This is a genomic window from Rhizobium aethiopicum, assembly GCF_900094625.1.
Lineage (GTDB): Bacteria > Pseudomonadota > Alphaproteobacteria > Rhizobiales > Rhizobiaceae > Rhizobium > Rhizobium aethiopicum.
Genome location: NZ_FMAJ01000010.1, coordinates 194,087 through 211,315 on the forward strand (window position 1 = coordinate 194,087; position 17,229 = coordinate 211,315).

The following is a 17,229-nucleotide window of genomic DNA, read 5'->3' on the forward strand; positions in this document are numbered from 1 at the left end:
ATGACCAACTCAAGCAATGACCGCCAATTCCGCCCTGTCGCCGTTCCCGATGTCGAACTCGGCGGGTTCTGGGGCAAATGGCAGGATGCAGTCTGCAATTCGACCGCCGAGACCCTGCTCGACCGCTGCGTCGAGGCCGGCATGCTGAAGGCGATCGACGTCAGCCAGCCGAGCCCCGGCGTCGTCATTCCCATTCAGCCATGGGGAGGGACGACACAGATGTTCTGGGATTCCGACCTCGGCAAGTCGATCGAGACGATCGCCTATTCGCTCTATCGCCGGCCGAACCGGCAGCTCGAAGCGCGCGCCGACGAGATCATCGACATGTATGAGAAGATGCAGGACAAGGACGGCTATCTGAACGCCTGGTTTCAGCGTGTGGAGCCATCCCGCCGCTGGACCAACCTGCGCGACCATCACGAGCTCTATTGCGCCGGCCATCTGATGGAAGCCGCGGTCGCCTATTATCAGGCGACTGGAAAGCGCAAGCTGCTCGACATCATGTGCCGTTACGCCGATTACATGATCAAGGTTTTCGGCCACGGTGAGGGACAGATCCCCGGCTATTGCGGCCATGAGGAAATCGAACTGGCGCTGGTCAAGCTCGCCCGCGTGACCGGCGAGAACAAATACCTCGACCTTTCGAAATTCTTCATCGATGAACGCGGCACCGAGCCGCATTTCTTCACGGCCGAGGCTGCTCGCGACGGCCGCAGCGCTGCCGACTTCCATCAGAAAACCTATGAATATGGCCAGGCGCACCTGCCGGTACGCGAACAGACGAAGGTCGTCGGCCACGCAGTGCGCGCGATGTATCTCTATTCCGGCATGGCCGACATCGCCACCGAATACAAGGACGACAGCCTGACGGCAGCGCTCGAAACGCTCTGGGACGATCTGACGACCAAGCAGATGTACATCACCGGCGGTATCGGCCCGGCCGCATCCAATGAAGGTTTTACCGACTATTACGACCTGCCCAATGATACGGCTTATGCGGAGACCTGCGCCTCAGTCGGCCTGGTCTTCTGGGCGAGCCGCATGCTCGGGCGCGGGCCGGACCGGCGTTATGCCGACGTCATGGAACAGGCGCTCTATAACGGCGCGCTGCCCGGCCTTTCCACAGACGGCAAGACCTTCTTCTATGACAATCCGCTCGAAAGCGCGGGCAAGCACCACCGCTGGAAATGGCACCATTGCCCATGCTGCCCGCCGAACATCGCCCGTCTGGTGACGTCGATCGGCTCATACATGTATGCCGTTGCCGATGACGAGATCGCTGTGCATCTCTATGGCGAAAGCACCGCCCGGCTGAGGCTTGCCAACGGCGCCGAGGTGGAGCTGGAGCAGGCCACCAATTATCCGTGGGACGGCGCCGTCGCCTTCACCACAAGGTTGGTGAAGCCGGCTCGATTCGCGCTGTCACTACGCATTCCGGATTGGGCGGAGGGCGCAACGCTCAGCGTCAACGGGGCGATGCTCGACCTCGGCGCCGATGTTCGCGACGGATATGCGAGGATCGACCGCGAGTGGGCGGATGGGGACCGCGTCGCCCTTTACCTGCCGCTGGCGCTTCGGCCGCAATATGCCAATCCGAAAGTGCGCCAGGATGCCGGCCGCGTCGCCTTGATGCGCGGCCCGCTCGTCTACTGCGTCGAAACAACGGACAATGGCGATGATCTCAACACCATCGTCCTGCCCCGCGAACTCCCGGCCGCCGAAACCGTCGTGCTGAAGGAGCTCAACGATGCCGTCGCCCTCGATCTCAAGGTCGAGCGCGAGGAAACCTCAGGCTGGGGCACGCCGCTCTATCGCAAGAGGCCGGCCGAAAGGCAGGTCGCCACGGCACGTTTCGTGCCCTATCATCTCTGGGACAATCGTGCGCCCGGAGAGATGCTCGTCTGGGTCCAGTCGGGCAAATAGGTCGCTTGGGGATGATGAACGGTATGGGTAACAAGAGCGTCGTGCTCCAGGACGTGCGGAAAAGCTATGGCAGTCTGCCCGTGGTCCACGGAATCGACCTGACAATCGCGGAAGGCGAATTCGTCGTCTTCGTCGGTCCTTCCGGCTGCGGAAAATCGACGCTGCTTCGCATGATCGCCGGCTTGGAGGACGTCACCGACGGCGAGATCGAGATCAAGGGGCGCCTCGTCACCGATCTCGATCCGTCCGAGCGCGGCATCGCCATGGTCTTCCAGTCCTACGCGCTCTATCCGCATATGAGCGTGCGCGACAATCTGGCCTTCGGCTTGAAGATGGCGCGTACAAATGGCGCCGAGATCGAGACGCGCGTCAAGGCTGCTTCCGCGATCCTGAAGATCGACCACCTGCTCGACCGGCGGCCAGGGCAGCTTTCCGGCGGCCAGCGCCAGCGTGTGGCGATCGGCCGGGCGATCGTGCGCAAGCCCGACGTCTTCCTGTTCGACGAGCCGCTCTCCAATCTCGATGCTGAATTGCGGGTGTCCATGCGCATCGAGATCGCCCGCCTTCACCGCGAGCTCGGCAACACGATGATCTATGTCACACACGATCAGACCGAGGCGATGACGCTCGCCGACAAGATCGTCGTGCTGCGCGACGGCCGCGTCGAGCAGGCCGGAACGCCGCGGGAAATCTACGAGGATCCAGCCAATACATTCGTCGCGGGCTTTATCGGCTCGCCGAGGATGAATCTCCTGAACGCCCGATGGGGCGAAGGCGGCCTGGTCGACGTCGCCGGCGGGCGCATCGAAAGCGGCCTGCCACCGGCAGACAGGCCGGCCGGTGCGGCCGTGACGCTCGGCCTGCGGCCGGAGCACCTGCAGGTGGCATCCGAGCTCACAGGTAGCCTGACGGCAAGGGTCGATTTTTCGGAATATCTCGGCGGAACACAGTATCTCTATTGCCAGCTCGGCGATGGCCAGTCGCTCACCGTCGAGCACCGGTCGCCGACCAGCATTGCGGCCGGTGAGCAGATCAGCCTGCAGTTCGAGCCGTCGAATTGCCGATTGTTCGGCGAGGGCGGCAAGCGGCTGAGATAACTGCAGCCGGCCGAGCCCTTATCCAACGAGATCAAGCTTCATCAGCTCCGCCGCCCGCTGCCGGGCTTTCCTGTCGGCGCTGAAGACATCGTCCATGCCGGCAGCCGGCGGCAAGCCGGCAAGGTCGTCCATGACCCTTTCGGTGACCTCCGCCATGGCGAGGAAGGACAGACGCCCTTCAATGAAGGCTTCCAAGGCCACTTCCTTGGCGCCGTTCAAAACCGCGCCCTGAACGCCGCCGCGCGTCATCGCCAGGCGCGCCAGCCGCAAGGCGGGGAACCGCACCTCATCGGGCGCTTCGAAATCCAGTCTCGCGAGCCTGGCGAAATCCAGCCGCTCGACCGGCAGGTGCGGCCGGCGCGGAAAGGACAGCGCATAGCCGATGGCAGTGCGCATGTCAGGCGCGCCGAGCTGCGCCAGTACCGAACCGTCGGTATAACCGACCATGGAATGAATGATCGATTGCGGATGGAAGATCACTTCGATCTGTTCGGGCTTCAGCCCGAACAGATGGCGGGCTTCGATCATTTCCAGCGCCTTGTTGAACATAGAGGCGCTGTCGATCGAGATTTTCAAGCCCATCGACCAGTTCGGATGGGCGCGCGCGGTTTCCACCGTCACATCGGCCATCTCCTTCAACGAGGCGGTACGGAAGGGGCCGCCCGACGCGGTCAGGATGACACGCTCGATGGCATGGCGCTGGTTCTCTTCCAGCACCTGGAAAATCGCATTGTGCTCGCTGTCGACGGGAAGCAGCCTGCCGCCCCCTTCGTTTATCGCCTTGATGAAGAGATCGCCCGCCGAGACCAGGCATTCCTTGTTGGCAAGGGCGATGTCGGCTCCGCGGCGAGCAGCGGCAAGCGTCGGCGCCAGACCCGCCGTGCCGACGATTGCTGCCATCACCCAGTCGGCTTCGCTGTCGGCCGCTTCCATGAGACCGGATTTTCCCGACGCGACCGCGATGCCGCTGCCGGAAAGTTCGCTTTTCAGCGCTTCATAATGCCGGTCGTTTGCCGTTACCGCCAGTCGCGCGCCGAAGGATCTGGCCTGCCGAGCGAGCAGCTCGACATTGCCGCTGCCCGTCAGAACGGAAATTTCGAAATTCTCCCGCCCGCCTAGATGTTCGACGACATTGAGGGTATTGCGGCCGATCGACCCGGTCGAGCCGAAGATGCTGAGGCGCCGCGGCGCGCTTTTGCCGGTCATCATTTGTATTTCGCGAAAAATTTCTCTCGTAGGCTCAGGCTCTACTAGGGTTTGGAGGGAGCGGCAAGTGTGCGGTGCAGCAGATATCAGCCCTTCAGGGGTTTACAGAGCGGCGGCGGGATGTGATCCTTATAACATTCCGGAAGGGATGTGATTCCCCTGCGGCCTCTAATAGGCGCATGGGTAATCGGGGCGCTGCGGCGGCCATTGAAAAACGGGCACTTGGCTGCCCTCGGCTTTTTCGGCCAAACATTAAAATCGGAAGACGACATCGGGATGAACGGCTTGGCCGTGCTGCCCGTCCGTGTTCGCGGCAAGCACTTTGGTGCGGTATCGTGCCATTCGATGAGCTAGCACGTGTCAGGTCAAAACGATCGGATCACATGACGATATTCAGAGTTGCCATCATTCTTTTCGCCATCTTCCCTTCGCTCACTGCGGCTGCAAAGGCGGACGACCTGCTGATCTGGTCGCCTGCGAAGGTGTCGGATCGGTCGTACAAGGCGACGATGGGCTTTCGTCTGCCGGCGGAATGGGAAACGAGCGCCGGCGCCGACCTCGCATTGACCGCGACAAAAGGCGGCGCGCCACTGCCCGATTCCGAACAGGCCATGCTCTGGGGCAGGATCAGCAAGACGAGCGTTACGCCGGCAGGTCAATCGCAGCAGGGCGCCAGGGTCAGCGTCGATACGCTACGCGGCAGTGGCGCGCTGACGCTCAGCCGCTCGCGCAGCTGGATCCTGTCGGATTCGCTCGATATGCAATCGAGCCGCTCCGTCAGCGTCCGTTACGACCCGGTCGATGCCAAGCAGTCCTCAGTGACGGCATCGCAGGCGCTGAAATTGATCCATCCCTGGACGGGAACCTCGCTTTCAGCGAGCGCAGGCGTCAGCAATGCCAGCGGCGACTTTTCGAGCACGGTGGCGGTCAACCAGGCCATCCTGCCGAACCTCAACCTCGATGCCTCGGTCAGCAATCCGTTTTCGCCCGATGAGGCCGGAAGCGTCAATCTCCGCTATCGCCTGCAGTGGTAGCGGCACGAAACCAAACGGGGCCGATGGCGTTTCTTCCTCAGGTTTTACGGAGGAACGGGACATGGTTTTCAAAGAGCCGACATTTCACGGGCTTGCGCCTGAGATTGAAGCGGAGATTGCCAATCGCGCATCCCTCGAGGCTGGTGTCGCCAATGCATTGGCGATCGCCGGCGGCATCGATGCGTCGGATGTCGAGGTGACGATGGAGGAAGACCAGGTTGTGTTGACCGGCACCGTCGGCACGGTGGGCGAAATCGAACGGGCAACCGCTGTCGCCAGGGCAGTGGAAGGCGTGACTGCTGTGCAGAACCGAATCCTGCTCAGCGGGTCTGCAGTCGGCGATCCGCATTGATATTATCGAAACCTGTCTCGCTTGCGAACGCCGGTCGTGCCGGCGGTCGCGCGCTGTTATGCCAGCGCTTGGCCGCTCAACCGGCGAAGCGCTCGACGAGGAAGGATGAGCCATCCAGGCGATCGGTCTTCGCTGCGGTCACCGGCCCCTGCGGCTGATAGGCGATGGCGAGCAGCAGAGCGCTGACGGCGACATAGGCGATCACCAAAAGAGTCATCTTGATGCGCATGATGGGTGCTCCCGTTTTCGCGATAAACGCGGCCAATGCTGTGAAGTTCCGCACGGCGAAATCAGATGAAAAACCTCCGGGCTGAAGGATCGGGCGGGGCTGTTCATGCCAGGGATAAAGCTATCGGCAGATCCGGGTTTCCTTGACGACGGTACGGCCGTGACGGCGGATCTTTTCCGTCCTGGTGAAGCAGTCGCGTGCTACGCGCTGCGACATATGATGGCGATAGTAGGGACGATGGCGGTAATAGGGGCGTTCGGAATAGCCGTAATTGGGACGGGCGTTGTCCGTCGTGATGGTGACGCTGGCGCCTCAGAGGGAACGGCGGAAAAGACGGGTGCTGCCGCGAGTGTAAAGAGGAGGATTAGCTGTTTCGCGACGGAGGCTCTCTTTCTGAGTTGGTCACGCGGTCAACGCGCCGGAAGCGCCGCCGGTTCAATCACATAGAGTAACCGTTTGTGTCGTAGGCAGAAACCTTTGCGGCTGCGGATCGTTAGCGCAGGGACAGCCGGAGTCATCGCTTATGGGATCGATTGCAAGGATCATCGCCATCGTCGCCGGACTTGCCGGCGGCACGGTGTTTTCGCAAGCGCCCGAATTTGCGCAGCAGTATCGCCAGCGGATCGGCGGGGCGGTCGACGAGCTGCGCGTCATCGTCGAGGACTTCCACCGCCAGGCCGCCCAGCACCAGCTCGACCGCCAGCAGGCGCTGAACGCCTATGCGCAATCCGCCGACGATTTCCTGCGCGACCGCGGCATCTCCATGCAGAGCACGATCGCGCGTTACGAAAGGCTGCTGTCGCAGCAACTGAAACTCGCCACCGCCGCCCCCGTCGCCAAGCCCTTCGTGCTGCTGCGGGAACCGGACGACGTCGTTTTCGCCAATACCTGGCGCGATTTCGTGCCGGGTGTTCCCGTCAGTTTCGCGGGCCTTGTATGGGGCGCGATTGGTTTTGCCTGTGGGTGGGTCGTGACGGCGCTGCTGGGATTGGGGGCACGACGCGTTTGGCGCCGACGAGGAGCCTATCGTCAGATGCCGTGAGCCAATAGGGGAGGCCAGGCGCCCTGCTGCCCATCTTCAAGGCGAGATCGGTCATTCCATTCCTCCCGCAGCATGCAGGGAAGCAGACGACTTTAAGCCCGCGGCAAAAATGCTCTGCCTAACTCAATGAAGAACGGCGACGGTCGTTACGCCAGCTTCATCCGCGGCGCGAATAATCGCAGCCCTCAGTTGCTCGGGCTTGGCGTTACCGTTCACGACGTCCAGACAGATTTCAATCGCAGCAAGGAATTCCTTTCCGTCGTCGCAAGGGAACTCGTTCATCAGCGCGTTGGCGGCTCCCACGGCCGTCCTGACGGAAAAAAACCGTTCGGGGTTGTCAAAGACAAGGATGACGGGATCGAATTCGACCGAGATGTCCCACTCCATTACACAATACTCCTGATGGGATGGCATATTGTTAACGGTGCAAGGGGCGTGCCACCGCACGTGGCGGTTTGTTCAAAAACAGGCATGGCATCGGAAGGCAATAAATTGCCACCGCGGAAGACGGGACAAAGCAGTCGTGAAACCGGGGCATGCTCCCGCCGAGTCGACGCGATCGTTGAAGGCACGAAGCGATTGGCGGATAAATCCGATGTCAGTCGTGCATCAATGCCCGGCGCATGGATGATGTCGAGCGGGTAGAGAAGGTGAAAACCAGCGTCGTGTCACTGCAGGCCGATGTGACGGAATGAAGCAGGTTACCGAAGTGCGTCGGTGGACGCTCATGATATTGGTGATCCCGACGCGATTCGAACGCGTGACCCCCAGATTAGGAATCTGGTGCTCTATCCTGCTGAGCTACGGGACCACTTGGATGCCATGCATACAAAAGGCTTGGCGCGAAGCCAAGCCTTAATTCTTGTCAGAGGCCAAGGCGCTGTTCGGCAAGGCGGACCCAGTAGGAGATGCCGTGAGCGATGGCCTCGTCGTTGAAGTCGTAGGCGGGGTTGTGCAGGCCGGCGCTGTCGCCGTTGCCGATGAAGATGAAGGCGCCGGGGCGGGCGTTCAGCATGTAGGAAAAATCCTCGCCACCCATCATCGGATCGATTTCGGCGTTGACGTTTGCTTCGCCGGCAACGGCGTTGGCGGTAGCGACGGCGTGCTCGGTCTCATCGGGGTGGTTGACGGTGACGGGATAGTTCCGGTTGAAGCTGATCTCGGCTTCGGCGCCATGAGCTGCGACCACGCCTTCGACGATCTGCCGGAAGCGTGTTTCGGCGAGGGTGCGCATCTCGTCGTCCAGAGTGCGGACCGTGCCCGCGAAGGTCGCGTCATTGGGGATGACGTTATGGGCGAAGCCGGCATTGAACTTGGTCACCGAGACGACGACGGAACTTATCGGATCGGCGGTGCGCGAGGCGATCATCTGCAGGTTGGCGACGATCTGGGCGCCGATCGCGATCGGGTCGATCGTCCGGTGCGGCTGAGCGGCGTGGCCGCCGCGGCCCTTGATGGTGACGGTGAATTCGTCGGTTGCCGCCATGATCGCGCCCTTGCGGGTGGCAAACTGGCCGACGGGGAGGCCCGGCAGATTGTGCATGCCGTAGACCTCTTCGATTTCGAAGCGCTCCATCATGCCGTCCCTCACCATAAGATTGCCGCCGCCGCCGCCTTCTTCGGCGGGCTGGAAGATGACGGCGACATTGCCGTTAAAGTTGCGGGTTTCGGCGAGATATTTCGCGGCGCCGAGCAGCATTGCGGTATGGCCGTCATGGCCGCAGGCGTGCATCTTGCCCGGCGTTTTCGATGCCCAGGGCTTGCCTGATATTTCGGTGAGCGGCAGGGCATCCATGTCAGCACGCAGGCCGATCGTGCGGCGGCCTTCACCCTTGCCCTTGATCAGCCCGACGACGCCGGTGCGGCCGATGCCGGTGACGACCTCGTCAACGCCGAATTCCTTGAGCTTTTCGGTGACGAAAGCGGCCGTGTTTTCCACCGCGAAAAGAAGCTCGGGCCGGGCATGAATATGGCGGCGCCACTCGGCGACTTCGTCCTGCAATTCGGCGGCTCTGTTCAAAATCGGCATATGGGCGTTCCTGTTATCAAACCGATAATCGTTCATCGCTTCACAAGGGCGTGATGCAAATTACTTCGTCAATGACCTTTGCCATGTCATAGCCATATAGGCTAGATAGGTGAAGGTTGCGAGATTTTCCGGACATCTGAAGGACGAACCGTGTCGACGAGCCACTTCCGTTTGTTTGCCGCCATGCGGCCGTTTCGTTTCATGGCCGCCGCGACTGCCGCTTTTCTCGCCTCGGTTTCGCTCGCTCAGGCCAATCCGCATATTCTCGTCGACGTGCAGACCGGCCGCGTACTCGAGCACGAAGAAGCTTTCCGCAAGTGGTATCCGGCCTCGCTCACCAAGCTGATGACCGTCTATACCGTCTTCGCTGCGATCCGCGCGGGCGAGATCAGCCTCGATACGCCCGTCGTCATGAGCAAACGCGCCGCCGCGCAACCGGCCGCCAAAATGTATTTCAAGCCGGGTCAGAAGCTGACGCTCGATAGCGCGCTCAAGATCCTGCTGGTGAAATCGGCAAACGACGTCTCCGTCGCGGTCGCGGAAGCCATCGGCGGCACGCAGGAAGGTTTCGTGAACCGGATGAACGCCGAGGCGCTGAAGCTCGGCATGACGGATTCTCATTTCGTCAATCCAAATGGCCTGCCGGGCAAGGGGCAGTATACGACGGCGCGCGACCTTGCCGTGCTGACGGTGGCGCTGCGCCGCGACTTTCCGCAATATGCCGGCTATTTTGCTCTCGAGGGCTTCACCACCGGCCAGCAGAACGTACCCAACCTCAACATGCTGATCGGCCGTTTTGCGGGCGCGGACGGCATGAAGACGGGCTTTATCTGTGCCTCGGGCTTCAATCAGATCGGTTCGGCGACGCGCAACGGCCGCACGATCATCTCCGTGGTGCTCGGCACCGACAGTCTGGCGGCGCGCGCCGATGCGACGGCAGATCTGTTGCAGAAAGGCTTCACCACGCAGTTTGCCGGCAACGACACAATTGGTTCGCTGAAGCCTTACGGGCCGGGACAAGACCAGGTGACCGACATTACCGCCGATATCTGCAGCGCCAAGGGCGCCAAGGTGCGCAGCGAAACACGCGATGAGGTCGGCCGCATGAAGGTGCGCTCGCCCTATATCCTGGAGATGGACCACGATCCGCGCTTCGTTTTTGCCGGCCTGATACCAGGTCAGGATCCGCAGCCGGCGGCGCAGCCAGAAAAGATGGCAAGGGGTGATACTGCGGGTGCGATCGCAAACGTGCCGGTCCCGATGCCACGCCCGACAACTTTTTAAGGCCCAACTAAATGAGCGTGCTCAACAACAGGATCCCGGTCACCATCCTGACCGGCTTTCTCGGCGCCGGCAAATCGACGCTGCTGAACCGCATCCTCAAAGACCCCGGAATGACGGACGCGGCCGTCATCATCAATGAGTTCGGCGACGTGGGCATCGATCATCTGCTGGTCGAAAGTTCCGGCGATTCGATCATCGAATTATCCGACGGCTGCCTCTGCTGCACCGTGCGCGGCGAGTTGGTCGACACGCTGGCGAACTTGATGGACGCCGTGCAGACGGGCCGGGTCAAGCCGGTGAAGCGCGTCGTCATCGAAACGACCGGTCTTGCCGATCCGGCACCGATCATGCAGGCGATCATGGGCAATCCCGTCATCGCCAACAATTTCGAGCTTGACGGCGTCGTCACGGTCGTCGATGCGGTCAACGGGTTGCAGACGCTCGACAATCACGAGGAAGCGCGCAAGCAGGCGGCCGTCGCCGACCGGCTGATCGTCTCGAAGACATCGATGGCCGGCGCAACGGCGGAGCTGGAACAGCGCCTGCGGACGCTCAATCCGCGCGCGGCGATGATGGATGCCGACGGCGCCGAGGCTGGCAGCGCTGCTGTGTTGGTGAATGGGCTCTATGATCCGGCGACGAAGATCGCCGATGTCGGCCGCTGGCTGCGGGACGAGGATGCGCACGAGGCGCATCATCACCATCATCACGATCATGATCACGTCGGACATGACCATCATCATCACGGCCACGGACATCAGCATGCGCACGACGTCAACCGCCACGACGCCTCGATCCGATCCTTCTCCATCGTCGAGGAGAAGCCGATCGATCCGCTGGCGCTCGACATGTTCATCGATCTCCTGCGATCGGCCCACGGTGACAAATTGCTGAGGATGAAGGCCATCGTTTCCGTTTCGGACCGTCCGGATCGGCCGCTGGTGCTGCACGGCGTGCAAAGCATCTTCCATCCGCCGGTGCGGCTTCCTGCCTGGCCTGACCCGAACGACAGGCGCACGCGCATGGTGTTGATCACCAGGGACCTGCCCGAAGCCTTCGTGAAAGATCTCTTCGACGCTTTCCTCGGCAAGCCGCGCATCGACACGCCCGACCGTGCGGCGCTCTCCGACAACCCGCTCGCCATTCCCGGCATGCGGATTTAAGGCGTCTTGACTATTTGTCCTACGCGATCTTCTTCAGGCTTTGCGTTTAGGGGTGCCTGAAAGCCATCTGGCTTGCTGACCGCTCAGCAGGGTGCGGTAGCGCTCCTGGCTGGCGGTCAGGTGGGCGCGCATGGCGGCGCGGGCGGCTTCCGGGTCGCCGGCAGAAATCGCCGTCAGAATGGCCAGATGCTCGCGCTGCAGCCCTTGCTGATAGTCGCGCGACAGCGTGCTGTCCGTACCCCAGGGAGAGGCGATGTCGCAGGGAATCGCCCGCATGCCGAGCGCATCGAGAACTTCAACATAATAGGAATTGTTGGTGGCAGCCGCAATTTCCCGGTGGAAAGCAAAGTCGCTCTTGCCCGTTGCTTCGCCGCGCTCGAGCAGCCGGTCGAACTCGAAGAAGGCTTCCTGGATCTGCGCCTCCTGGGCCGCATTGCGCCGGAGCGCAGCGAGCCCGGCGCTTTCGATCTCGAGGCCCATGCGCACCTCGATGACGTTGAGTGCATGGGAAATCTTGTTGCCGACATCGACGCTGATCGCGCCGAAGGTGATCGTCGGATGATTCTTGACGAAAACGCCGGCACCCTGGCGCGCCTCGACGAGGCCGTCGGCGGCGAGGGTTGCAATCGCCTCGCGGACGACAGTGCGGCTGACCCCGAAAAGCTCGCCCATCCGGGTCTCCGTCGGCAGCTTCTGGCCGGGCGCGTAATCTCCGGACAAGACCTGCGTGCGGATGGCCGAAACCACGCTTTCGGAAAGTTTCGGTCTTCGCTCGATCCTGAAATCAACGGCTGTATCGGCCATGTCGATCTCCTATTTGAACACGGCCGGCAGCCACAGCGAAATTGCCGGGATGTATGTCACCAGCCCGAGGACGACGAGGCCTGCACCATAGAACGGCCAGATCGAACGCATTGCTTCCCAGACTGAAATCTTGCCCACTGCGCAAGCGACGAACTGCACCGCGCCGACGGGAGGCGTGTTCAACCCGATACCGAAATTGAGGATCATGATCACGCCAAAATGCACCGGATCGACGCCATAGGCTTGCGCCACCGGCAGGAAAATCGGCGTGCAGATGATGATGGTCGGCCCCATGTCCATGAAGGTACCGAGCACAAGCATGAGGACATTGAGCAGGAGCAGCACCGTCAACGGGTCGTCGGCGACGGATTTCATCCAGATAACCAGCGAGGCCGGCACCTTTAGAAAGGCCATCAGCCAGGAGAAGGCGGCAGCCGTGCCGATAATCAAGAGGACCATCGCTGTCGTACGCACGGCGCCGTGCGTGGCATGGACAAAGTCTTTCCAGCTCATCTGCCGGTAGACGAAGAGAGTTATCAACAGCGCGTAGATGACAGCGATGCACGAGCTTTCCGTCGCCGTGAAGATGCCGGACCTCACGCCGCCGAAGATGATGGCGATCAGCAGCAGCCCGGGCACTGCGACGGCGAGCAAATGCGCCACCACGGCAAAGCCGGGGAACGACTCCGTCGGATAGCCGCGCGAGCGCGCAACGATATAGGCGGTCACCATGAGCGCAGCCGCGAGCAGCAGACCGGGCAGCACGCCGGCGGTGAACAGGTCGGCGATCGATATCTTGCCGCCGGCAGAGATCGAATAGATGATCATGTTGTGGGACGGCGGCAGAAGCAGCGCGATCAGCGCCGCCATCGACGTGACGTTGACCGCATAATCGGCGCCATAGCCGCGTTGCTTCATCTGCGGGATCATCAGGCCGCCGACGGCTGCGGCTTCGGCCACCGCCGAACCGGAAATGCCGCCGAACAGCGTCGCGGTGACGATGTTGACCTGGCCAAGGCCGCCACGGACATGACCGACAAGCGACGCGGCGAAGGCGACGATACGGCTCGCGATGCCGCCGCGCACCATGAGATCGCCGGCATAGATGAAAAAGGGGATGGCAAGCAGCGAAAAGACGCTCATGCCGGAATTCAGCCGCTGGAAGACCACCAGCGGCGGCAGGCCCATGTAGAGAACCGTGGCGAAGCTGGCAACGCCGAGGCAGAAGGCGATGGGCGTACCTATCAGCATCAGGGTGGTGAAAACACCGAACAGGATCCAGAGTTCCATCGCGCTACACTTTCAATTTGACGTTGGGGTCGGCATTGATGTTCTCCATCTCGACGGCGATTTCCGTCGGCAGGGCCTCATCCAGCACATCGTCAATCGGTTCGCCGGCGAGACGCAGCACAATGCGCTCCAGGGAGAAGATCACGGCAAGCACGCCACCGGCGCAAAGCGGCAGATAGTCGAAGGCGCCTGAGATGCCGAGCGACGGCAAGGTAGTGCTCCAGGTCAGGCTCACGAGCGCGCCGCCGTACCAGATCATGCCAGCGCCGAAGGCGAAAATGACGACGTCCGAGATCATGCGCAGAACGCGCTTGCCTGATTTCGGCAGCACATAGAGCAGCACGTCGAACCCGAGATGGTTGTTCTCCCGGATGCCGACGGCGGCGCCGAGAAAGATGAACCAGCTCATCAGCATGACCGAGCCAGGCTCGGTCCAGCTTGGCGAGTCGTTCAGCACGTAGCGGCAAAAAACCTGCCAGGCTACGAAGACGGTCATCAGTACAAGACCGACGCCGGCGAGCCATAGTGCGGCGTTGCTCAGCCGCGTCATGAAATTGGCGGCGCGTGTTAGATTATTCGACATAGGGGCCTCGTCGAAATTGGGCGCTCACGCGCCCCTATCGGACGGATCGAGATAGGTAAATACGGCGGAGAACCGGGGTGGAGTATCTCCACCCCGATAGCTTACTCCGCTCTCCGCACGAGAAAGCAGGCTGTGGCTACTGCACAGCCTTTACATCCTCGACCATCTTCTTCAGCACGTCGTCCTTGACGTGCTTTTCGTAAACCGGAGCCATGGCGTCGATGAAGCCCTGCTTTTCCGGCGTGGTGATCTGCGCGCCGAGCTTTTCGACATTGGCGCGCGATTCAGCGACCTTGGCCGCCCAGAGTTCGCGCTGCTTGGCGACGCTGTCCTTGGCTGCCTGCTTGAAGAGCTCCTGATCCTCCGGCGTCAGCTTGTCGAAGGCAGCCTTGTTCATGACGAACACCTCCGGCAGGATCGTGTGCTCGTCCAGCGCGTAATTCTTCGCCACTTCTGCGTGCTTGGCCGTGTCGTAGCTCGGGAAGTTGTTTTCCGCGCCGTCGATGACGCCGGTCTCGATTCCCGAATAAACCTCGCCGTAGGGCATGGGCGTGGCATTGGCGCCGAGGGCCGCCACCATGTCGACGAAGATATCGGACTGGATAACCCGGAACTTCAGGCCCTTCATGTCGGCAACCGAGTTGATCGGCTTGGTCTTGTTATAGAACGAGCGGGCGCCGGCATCGTAGAATGCCAGCACGACCAGGCCGGCCGGTTCGAACGCCTTCTTGATCTGGTCGCCGACCGCACCGTCCATGACCTTGTGCATATGCTCTTCGGAACGGAAGATATAGGGCAGGGCGGGAACGATCGATTCCTTCACCGTGCCGTTGAAGGGCGCCATCGACACACGGTTCAGCTCGATCACGCCGGAGCGCACCTGCTCGATCGTGTCCTTCTCCTCGCCGAGCTGAGCGGAATGATACACCTCGACCGAATAGCGGCCCTGCGTGCGCTCCTTCACCAGCTCGCCGAAATATTTGACCCCCTCAACGGTTGGATAACCGTCGGGATGAGTGTCGGACGACTTCAACACCGTTTGAGCGCTGGCGGCGCTGCCCATGAACGCGGCAGCAACCATAAAACCGGCCGCCAGTTTAACGAAATTCTTCATGCTATCCTCCCGTATTGCATGACAATTACTTCACAGATGGCACGCCAGCTTTGCGAATCTCAGAAAAGATCCCCTGCACGGTCGCCTTCGTTAGGCATATTCCAAAATCAGGCGCTGGCGGTTGATACGATCGGGAAGCAGTGCGGATGAGAAGAGACTCAGCGACGTCATACCGACGGTTCGACGTGACCATCGGACCCGATGGCGCGGTCGCTGACATCAGCACGCGGGCGCATGCGCTCTTTCCGTGAAAACAGAAGGCTTGGTTGATCAGCCTCCTCATCCTTGCCGCTCCTCCAACCGGCTTACTATGGCTAAAACCAGCAAGGCATAATGTCAACATACAAAACCTGCACAGTTGTATGATGAATTTCGGCCGTTGAGTCCGCGGCGATGGTCGATCGAAAGAGCAGGACGGGGACTGGAGGGCGTGGCGGCGGTAGCCGCCTATTTGATCCGGAGTGGATTATCTAGCGCTTACGGATCAGGAAGCGATGGCCGTTTTCGGTCTTTTCCGTTTCGACCAGCTCGTGGCCGTCCTCATTGCAGAAATGCGGCATGTCGATCACCGCCAGCGGATCGCTGGTGTCGACAAGGATAAGCGTGCCGCTTGCCATGGCGGCAAGCTTCCTGCGTGTCTTCATCACCGGGAGTGGGCATTTCAGGCCACGAAGATCGTAGAGAACGGGGGGCAAGCCGTTGTCAGTTCCGTGACCAGAATTTCCAGAACGGCTTCTTTGCCGTGGCGTCCGCCGTTTCCTGCGGTTCGGGCGCGGTATAGGCGAGCGGGTTCTGCATCGGCACCGGCACGGCCGCAGGTGTCGCGGCGGCGACGGCGGTCGTCTGCGGCTGGACAGAGATCGCCTGAGGCTGCGCCGACGCGACAGGTGTAGCGCCCGTGGCGGTCTGCGCGGTGAGGCTCTGGGCGGTGCGCTTGGCCATCAGGTCTTCGAGTTCGGAAACCTTGACCATGCGGCCGGCTTCGAGCGAGGTGCCGGTCGGCGCGAAGGCGAGTTCACGGCCCTTGCGCAGCTTGGCGACCACGGCCTTGCGCTCGGCTTCGGACGGATCGTACCAGGCCATGCCGTCATATTTGCTCATCGCCTTGGCATAATCGGCATCATATGTCTTGCCGTAGGAGGCAAGCGCGGCAGTCAGTGCCGGCGGCGTCGACATGGCGGGGCACTTGCCGGCGGCGTTGAAGGCGCCGCCATCGGTCGCCTGCTGGTTGAAGACGTATTTCTTCTCGCAGACGTTCACTTCGGGCGGACGCTTCGTCACTTCGAAATTATCGTAGCCGACCTTCAGCATCTTCCAGAAGTCGTAGTTCGGGTCGAGGCGGTGCTTGACCATGTTTTCCGCCGTCATGCGGAAAGGGAAGGCCTGAAGCTGCACGGTCGCCTGCCCCCCCTTGAAGGCGTCGCGGGCAAAGGCATAGATCTCCAGCACCTGCTGGTCGGTCATCGAATAGCAGCCGGAGGAAGAGCAGGCGCCATGGATCATCAGATCCGAGCCGGTGCGGCCGTTGGCTGCGTCGTAGCGGTTCGGGAAGCCGGTGTTGATCGCCAGATAATATTTCGAATTGGGGTTCAAGTTGGCGCGCGTCAGCTCGTAAAAGCCTTCCGGCGCCTGCCGGTCGCCGGTCTTTACCTTCGGGCCGAGACGGCCGGACCAGGCGCAGATTTTGTAGTCGGCGATCTTGTCGAAACGGTTGTCGGTCTTCGCCTTCCAGATCTCCATGGCACCTTCTTCCTTGAAGATACGGATCATGATCGGCGAATTGCGGTCCATGCCCTTGGCGGCCATGGCGGTGAGGATATGAGAGGGAAGCGGCTGCTCGACCTTGTTCTTGACTTTGGAGAGATCGACCTGCGCGGTTTCCAACGCGTCATTGCAGCCGGTCAGAGCCAGCGCCATGAGGGAAACATAGGCAAAATAACGTATGCGCATCCAAACTAGCCCATAAAGATAATGCGACCCGGTCCGCCTATGGAGTTCGGGCATCAGACGGAATCATAGGCGGCTTATACTTTACAAATCCTTACCAGCCTATGACGTGCCCTGAACATCCCCGCAAGC

The 17,229-nt window shown here is 61.3% G+C and carries 17 protein-coding genes, 1 tRNA gene and 1 pseudogene; 7 read left to right on the plus strand and 12 right to left on the minus strand.

All coding sequences use genetic code 11. The annotated features are described in order from the left end of the window. Both GA0061105_RS21515 and GA0061105_RS21520 read left to right on the plus strand, forming a co-directional pair. Positions 1 to 1,923 (plus strand): glycoside hydrolase family 127 protein, encoded by a 1,923-nt coding sequence (locus GA0061105_RS21515; RefSeq protein WP_092752701.1) that lies wholly within the window; start codon positions 1 to 3, stop codon positions 1,921 to 1,923. An 11-nt stretch (positions 1,924 to 1,934) separates the two neighbouring features. After that, positions 1,935 to 3,020 (plus strand): ABC transporter ATP-binding protein, encoded by a 1,086-nt coding sequence (locus GA0061105_RS21520; RefSeq protein WP_092752703.1) that lies wholly within the window; start codon positions 1,935 to 1,937, stop codon positions 3,018 to 3,020. A gap of 18 nt (positions 3,021 to 3,038) precedes the next feature. Here GA0061105_RS21520 and dxr read toward each other — a convergent pair whose 3' ends face one another. Beyond that, complete coding sequence (gene dxr / locus GA0061105_RS21525; protein WP_092752705.1) at positions 3,039 to 4,229, minus strand: 1-deoxy-D-xylulose-5-phosphate reductoisomerase; 1,191 nt, start codon at positions 4,227 to 4,229, stop codon at positions 3,039 to 3,041. Between the two features lie 380 nt (positions 4,230 to 4,609). Here dxr and GA0061105_RS21530 point away from each other — a divergent pair, with 380 nt between their 5' ends. Further along, entirely contained in the window at positions 4,610 to 5,260 is a 651-nt protein-coding gene (locus tag GA0061105_RS21530; protein ID WP_092752707.1) for a hypothetical protein, read from the plus strand. 61 nt (positions 5,261 to 5,321) lie between these two features. Then, complete coding sequence (locus GA0061105_RS21535) at positions 5,322 to 5,612, plus strand: BON domain-containing protein (protein WP_092752709.1); 291 nt, start codon at positions 5,322 to 5,324, stop codon at positions 5,610 to 5,612. Positions 5,613 to 5,688: 76 nt separating this feature from the next. On the opposite strand, the gene GA0061105_RS32920 is transcribed toward GA0061105_RS21535, so the two are convergent. Next, positions 5,689 to 5,841 (minus strand): hypothetical protein, encoded by a 153-nt coding sequence (locus GA0061105_RS32920; RefSeq protein WP_167358573.1) that lies wholly within the window; start codon positions 5,839 to 5,841, stop codon positions 5,689 to 5,691. Between the two features lie 120 nt (positions 5,842 to 5,961). Further along, positions 5,962 to 6,206 (minus strand): annotated as a pseudogene (locus tag GA0061105_RS33430) (hypothetical protein). A 158-nt stretch (positions 6,207 to 6,364) separates the two neighbouring features. On the opposite strand from GA0061105_RS33430, the gene GA0061105_RS21545 reads away from it, so the two are divergent. Then, positions 6,365 to 6,883 carry a DUF2937 family protein gene (locus GA0061105_RS21545; protein WP_064697517.1) on the plus strand — a complete coding sequence of 173 codons (519 nt, stop codon included), beginning with the start codon at positions 6,365 to 6,367 and terminating at the stop codon, positions 6,881 to 6,883. Positions 6,884 to 7,006: 123 nt separating this feature from the next. On the opposite strand, the gene GA0061105_RS21550 is transcribed toward GA0061105_RS21545, so the two are convergent. The 3 genes from GA0061105_RS21550 to GA0061105_RS21560 all read right to left on the minus strand — a co-directional run bounded on the left by GA0061105_RS21550 (position 7,007) and on the right by GA0061105_RS21560 (position 8,912). Continuing rightward, complete coding sequence (locus GA0061105_RS21550) at positions 7,007 to 7,270, minus strand: DUF982 domain-containing protein (protein WP_092752711.1); 264 nt, start codon at positions 7,268 to 7,270, stop codon at positions 7,007 to 7,009. Between the two features lie 347 nt (positions 7,271 to 7,617). Continuing rightward, positions 7,618 to 7,694: transfer RNA gene (locus GA0061105_RS21555), tRNA-Arg, on the minus strand. 54 nt (positions 7,695 to 7,748) lie between these two features. After that, entirely contained in the window at positions 7,749 to 8,912 is a 1,164-nt protein-coding gene (locus GA0061105_RS21560; protein WP_092752713.1) for a M20 aminoacylase family protein, read from the minus strand. A gap of 150 nt (positions 8,913 to 9,062) precedes the next feature. On the opposite strand from GA0061105_RS21560, the gene GA0061105_RS21565 reads away from it, so the two are divergent. Both GA0061105_RS21565 and GA0061105_RS21570 read left to right on the plus strand, forming a co-directional pair. Next, positions 9,063 to 10,196, plus strand: coding sequence for a D-alanyl-D-alanine carboxypeptidase family protein (locus GA0061105_RS21565; RefSeq protein WP_092752715.1), 1,134 nt, complete (start codon positions 9,063 to 9,065; stop codon positions 10,194 to 10,196). Positions 10,197 to 10,207: 11 nt separating this feature from the next. Further along, complete coding sequence (locus tag GA0061105_RS21570) at positions 10,208 to 11,359, plus strand: CobW family GTP-binding protein (RefSeq protein ID WP_092752717.1); 1,152 nt, start codon at positions 10,208 to 10,210, stop codon at positions 11,357 to 11,359. Positions 11,360 to 11,392: 33 nt separating this feature from the next. On the opposite strand, the gene GA0061105_RS21575 is transcribed toward GA0061105_RS21570, so the two are convergent. The 6 genes from GA0061105_RS21575 to GA0061105_RS21600 all read right to left on the minus strand — a co-directional run bounded on the left by GA0061105_RS21575 (position 11,393) and on the right by GA0061105_RS21600 (position 17,100). Next, positions 11,393 to 12,163 carry a FadR/GntR family transcriptional regulator gene (locus GA0061105_RS21575; RefSeq protein WP_064697522.1) on the minus strand — a complete coding sequence of 257 codons (771 nt, stop codon included), beginning with the start codon at positions 12,161 to 12,163 and terminating at the stop codon, positions 11,393 to 11,395. Between the two features lie 9 nt (positions 12,164 to 12,172). Beyond that, entirely contained in the window at positions 12,173 to 13,453 is a 1,281-nt protein-coding gene (locus tag GA0061105_RS21580) for a TRAP transporter large permease (protein ID WP_064697523.1), read from the minus strand. Between the two features lie 4 nt (positions 13,454 to 13,457). Next, on the minus strand, positions 13,458 to 14,036 hold the full coding sequence (locus GA0061105_RS21585; protein ID WP_064697524.1) for a TRAP transporter small permease: 579 nt from the start codon (positions 14,034 to 14,036) through the stop codon (positions 13,458 to 13,460). A gap of 136 nt (positions 14,037 to 14,172) precedes the next feature. Then, on the minus strand, positions 14,173 to 15,150 hold the full coding sequence (locus GA0061105_RS21590) for a TRAP transporter substrate-binding protein (protein WP_064697525.1): 978 nt from the start codon (positions 15,148 to 15,150) through the stop codon (positions 14,173 to 14,175). A 470-nt stretch (positions 15,151 to 15,620) separates the two neighbouring features. Next, complete coding sequence (locus tag GA0061105_RS21595; protein ID WP_064697526.1) at positions 15,621 to 15,845, minus strand: sulfurtransferase TusA family protein; 225 nt, start codon at positions 15,843 to 15,845, stop codon at positions 15,621 to 15,623. Between the two features lie 7 nt (positions 15,846 to 15,852). After that, positions 15,853 to 17,100 (minus strand): L,D-transpeptidase family protein, encoded by a 1,248-nt coding sequence (locus tag GA0061105_RS21600; RefSeq protein ID WP_092752719.1) that lies wholly within the window; start codon positions 17,098 to 17,100, stop codon positions 15,853 to 15,855. Between the last annotated feature and the right edge of the window lie 129 nt (positions 17,101 to 17,229).

Coding starts and splice junctions, on each gene's coding strand:
- GA0061105_RS21515 (WP_092752701.1), top strand. CDS start 1: ATGACCAACTCAAGCAATGACCGCCAATTCCGCCCTGTCGCCGTTCCC.
- GA0061105_RS21520 (WP_092752703.1), top strand. CDS start 1,935: ATGATGAACGGTATGGGTAACAAGAGCGTCGTGCTCCAGGACGTGCGG.
- dxr (WP_092752705.1), bottom strand. CDS start 4,229: ATGATGACCGGCAAAAGCGCGCCGCGGCGCCTCAGCATCTTCGGCTCG.
- GA0061105_RS21530 (WP_092752707.1), top strand. CDS start 4,610: ATGACGATATTCAGAGTTGCCATCATTCTTTTCGCCATCTTCCCTTCG.
- GA0061105_RS21535 (WP_092752709.1), top strand. CDS start 5,322: ATGGTTTTCAAAGAGCCGACATTTCACGGGCTTGCGCCTGAGATTGAA.
- GA0061105_RS32920 (WP_167358573.1), bottom strand. CDS start 5,841: ATGCGCATCAAGATGACTCTTTTGGTGATCGCCTATGTCGCCGTCAGC.
- GA0061105_RS21545 (WP_064697517.1), top strand. CDS start 6,365: ATGGGATCGATTGCAAGGATCATCGCCATCGTCGCCGGACTTGCCGGC.
- GA0061105_RS21550 (WP_092752711.1), bottom strand. CDS start 7,270: ATGGAGTGGGACATCTCGGTCGAATTCGATCCCGTCATCCTTGTCTTT.
- GA0061105_RS21560 (WP_092752713.1), bottom strand. CDS start 8,912: ATGCCGATTTTGAACAGAGCCGCCGAATTGCAGGACGAAGTCGCCGAG.
- GA0061105_RS21570 (WP_092752717.1), top strand. CDS start 10,208: ATGAGCGTGCTCAACAACAGGATCCCGGTCACCATCCTGACCGGCTTT.
- GA0061105_RS21575 (WP_064697522.1), bottom strand. CDS start 12,163: ATGGCCGATACAGCCGTTGATTTCAGGATCGAGCGAAGACCGAAACTT.
- GA0061105_RS21580 (WP_064697523.1), bottom strand. CDS start 13,453: ATGGAACTCTGGATCCTGTTCGGTGTTTTCACCACCCTGATGCTGATA.
- GA0061105_RS21585 (WP_064697524.1), bottom strand. CDS start 14,036: ATGTCGAATAATCTAACACGCGCCGCCAATTTCATGACGCGGCTGAGC.
- GA0061105_RS21590 (WP_064697525.1), bottom strand. CDS start 15,150: ATGAAGAATTTCGTTAAACTGGCGGCCGGTTTTATGGTTGCTGCCGCG.
- GA0061105_RS21600 (WP_092752719.1), bottom strand. CDS start 17,100: ATGCGCATACGTTATTTTGCCTATGTTTCCCTCATGGCGCTGGCTCTG.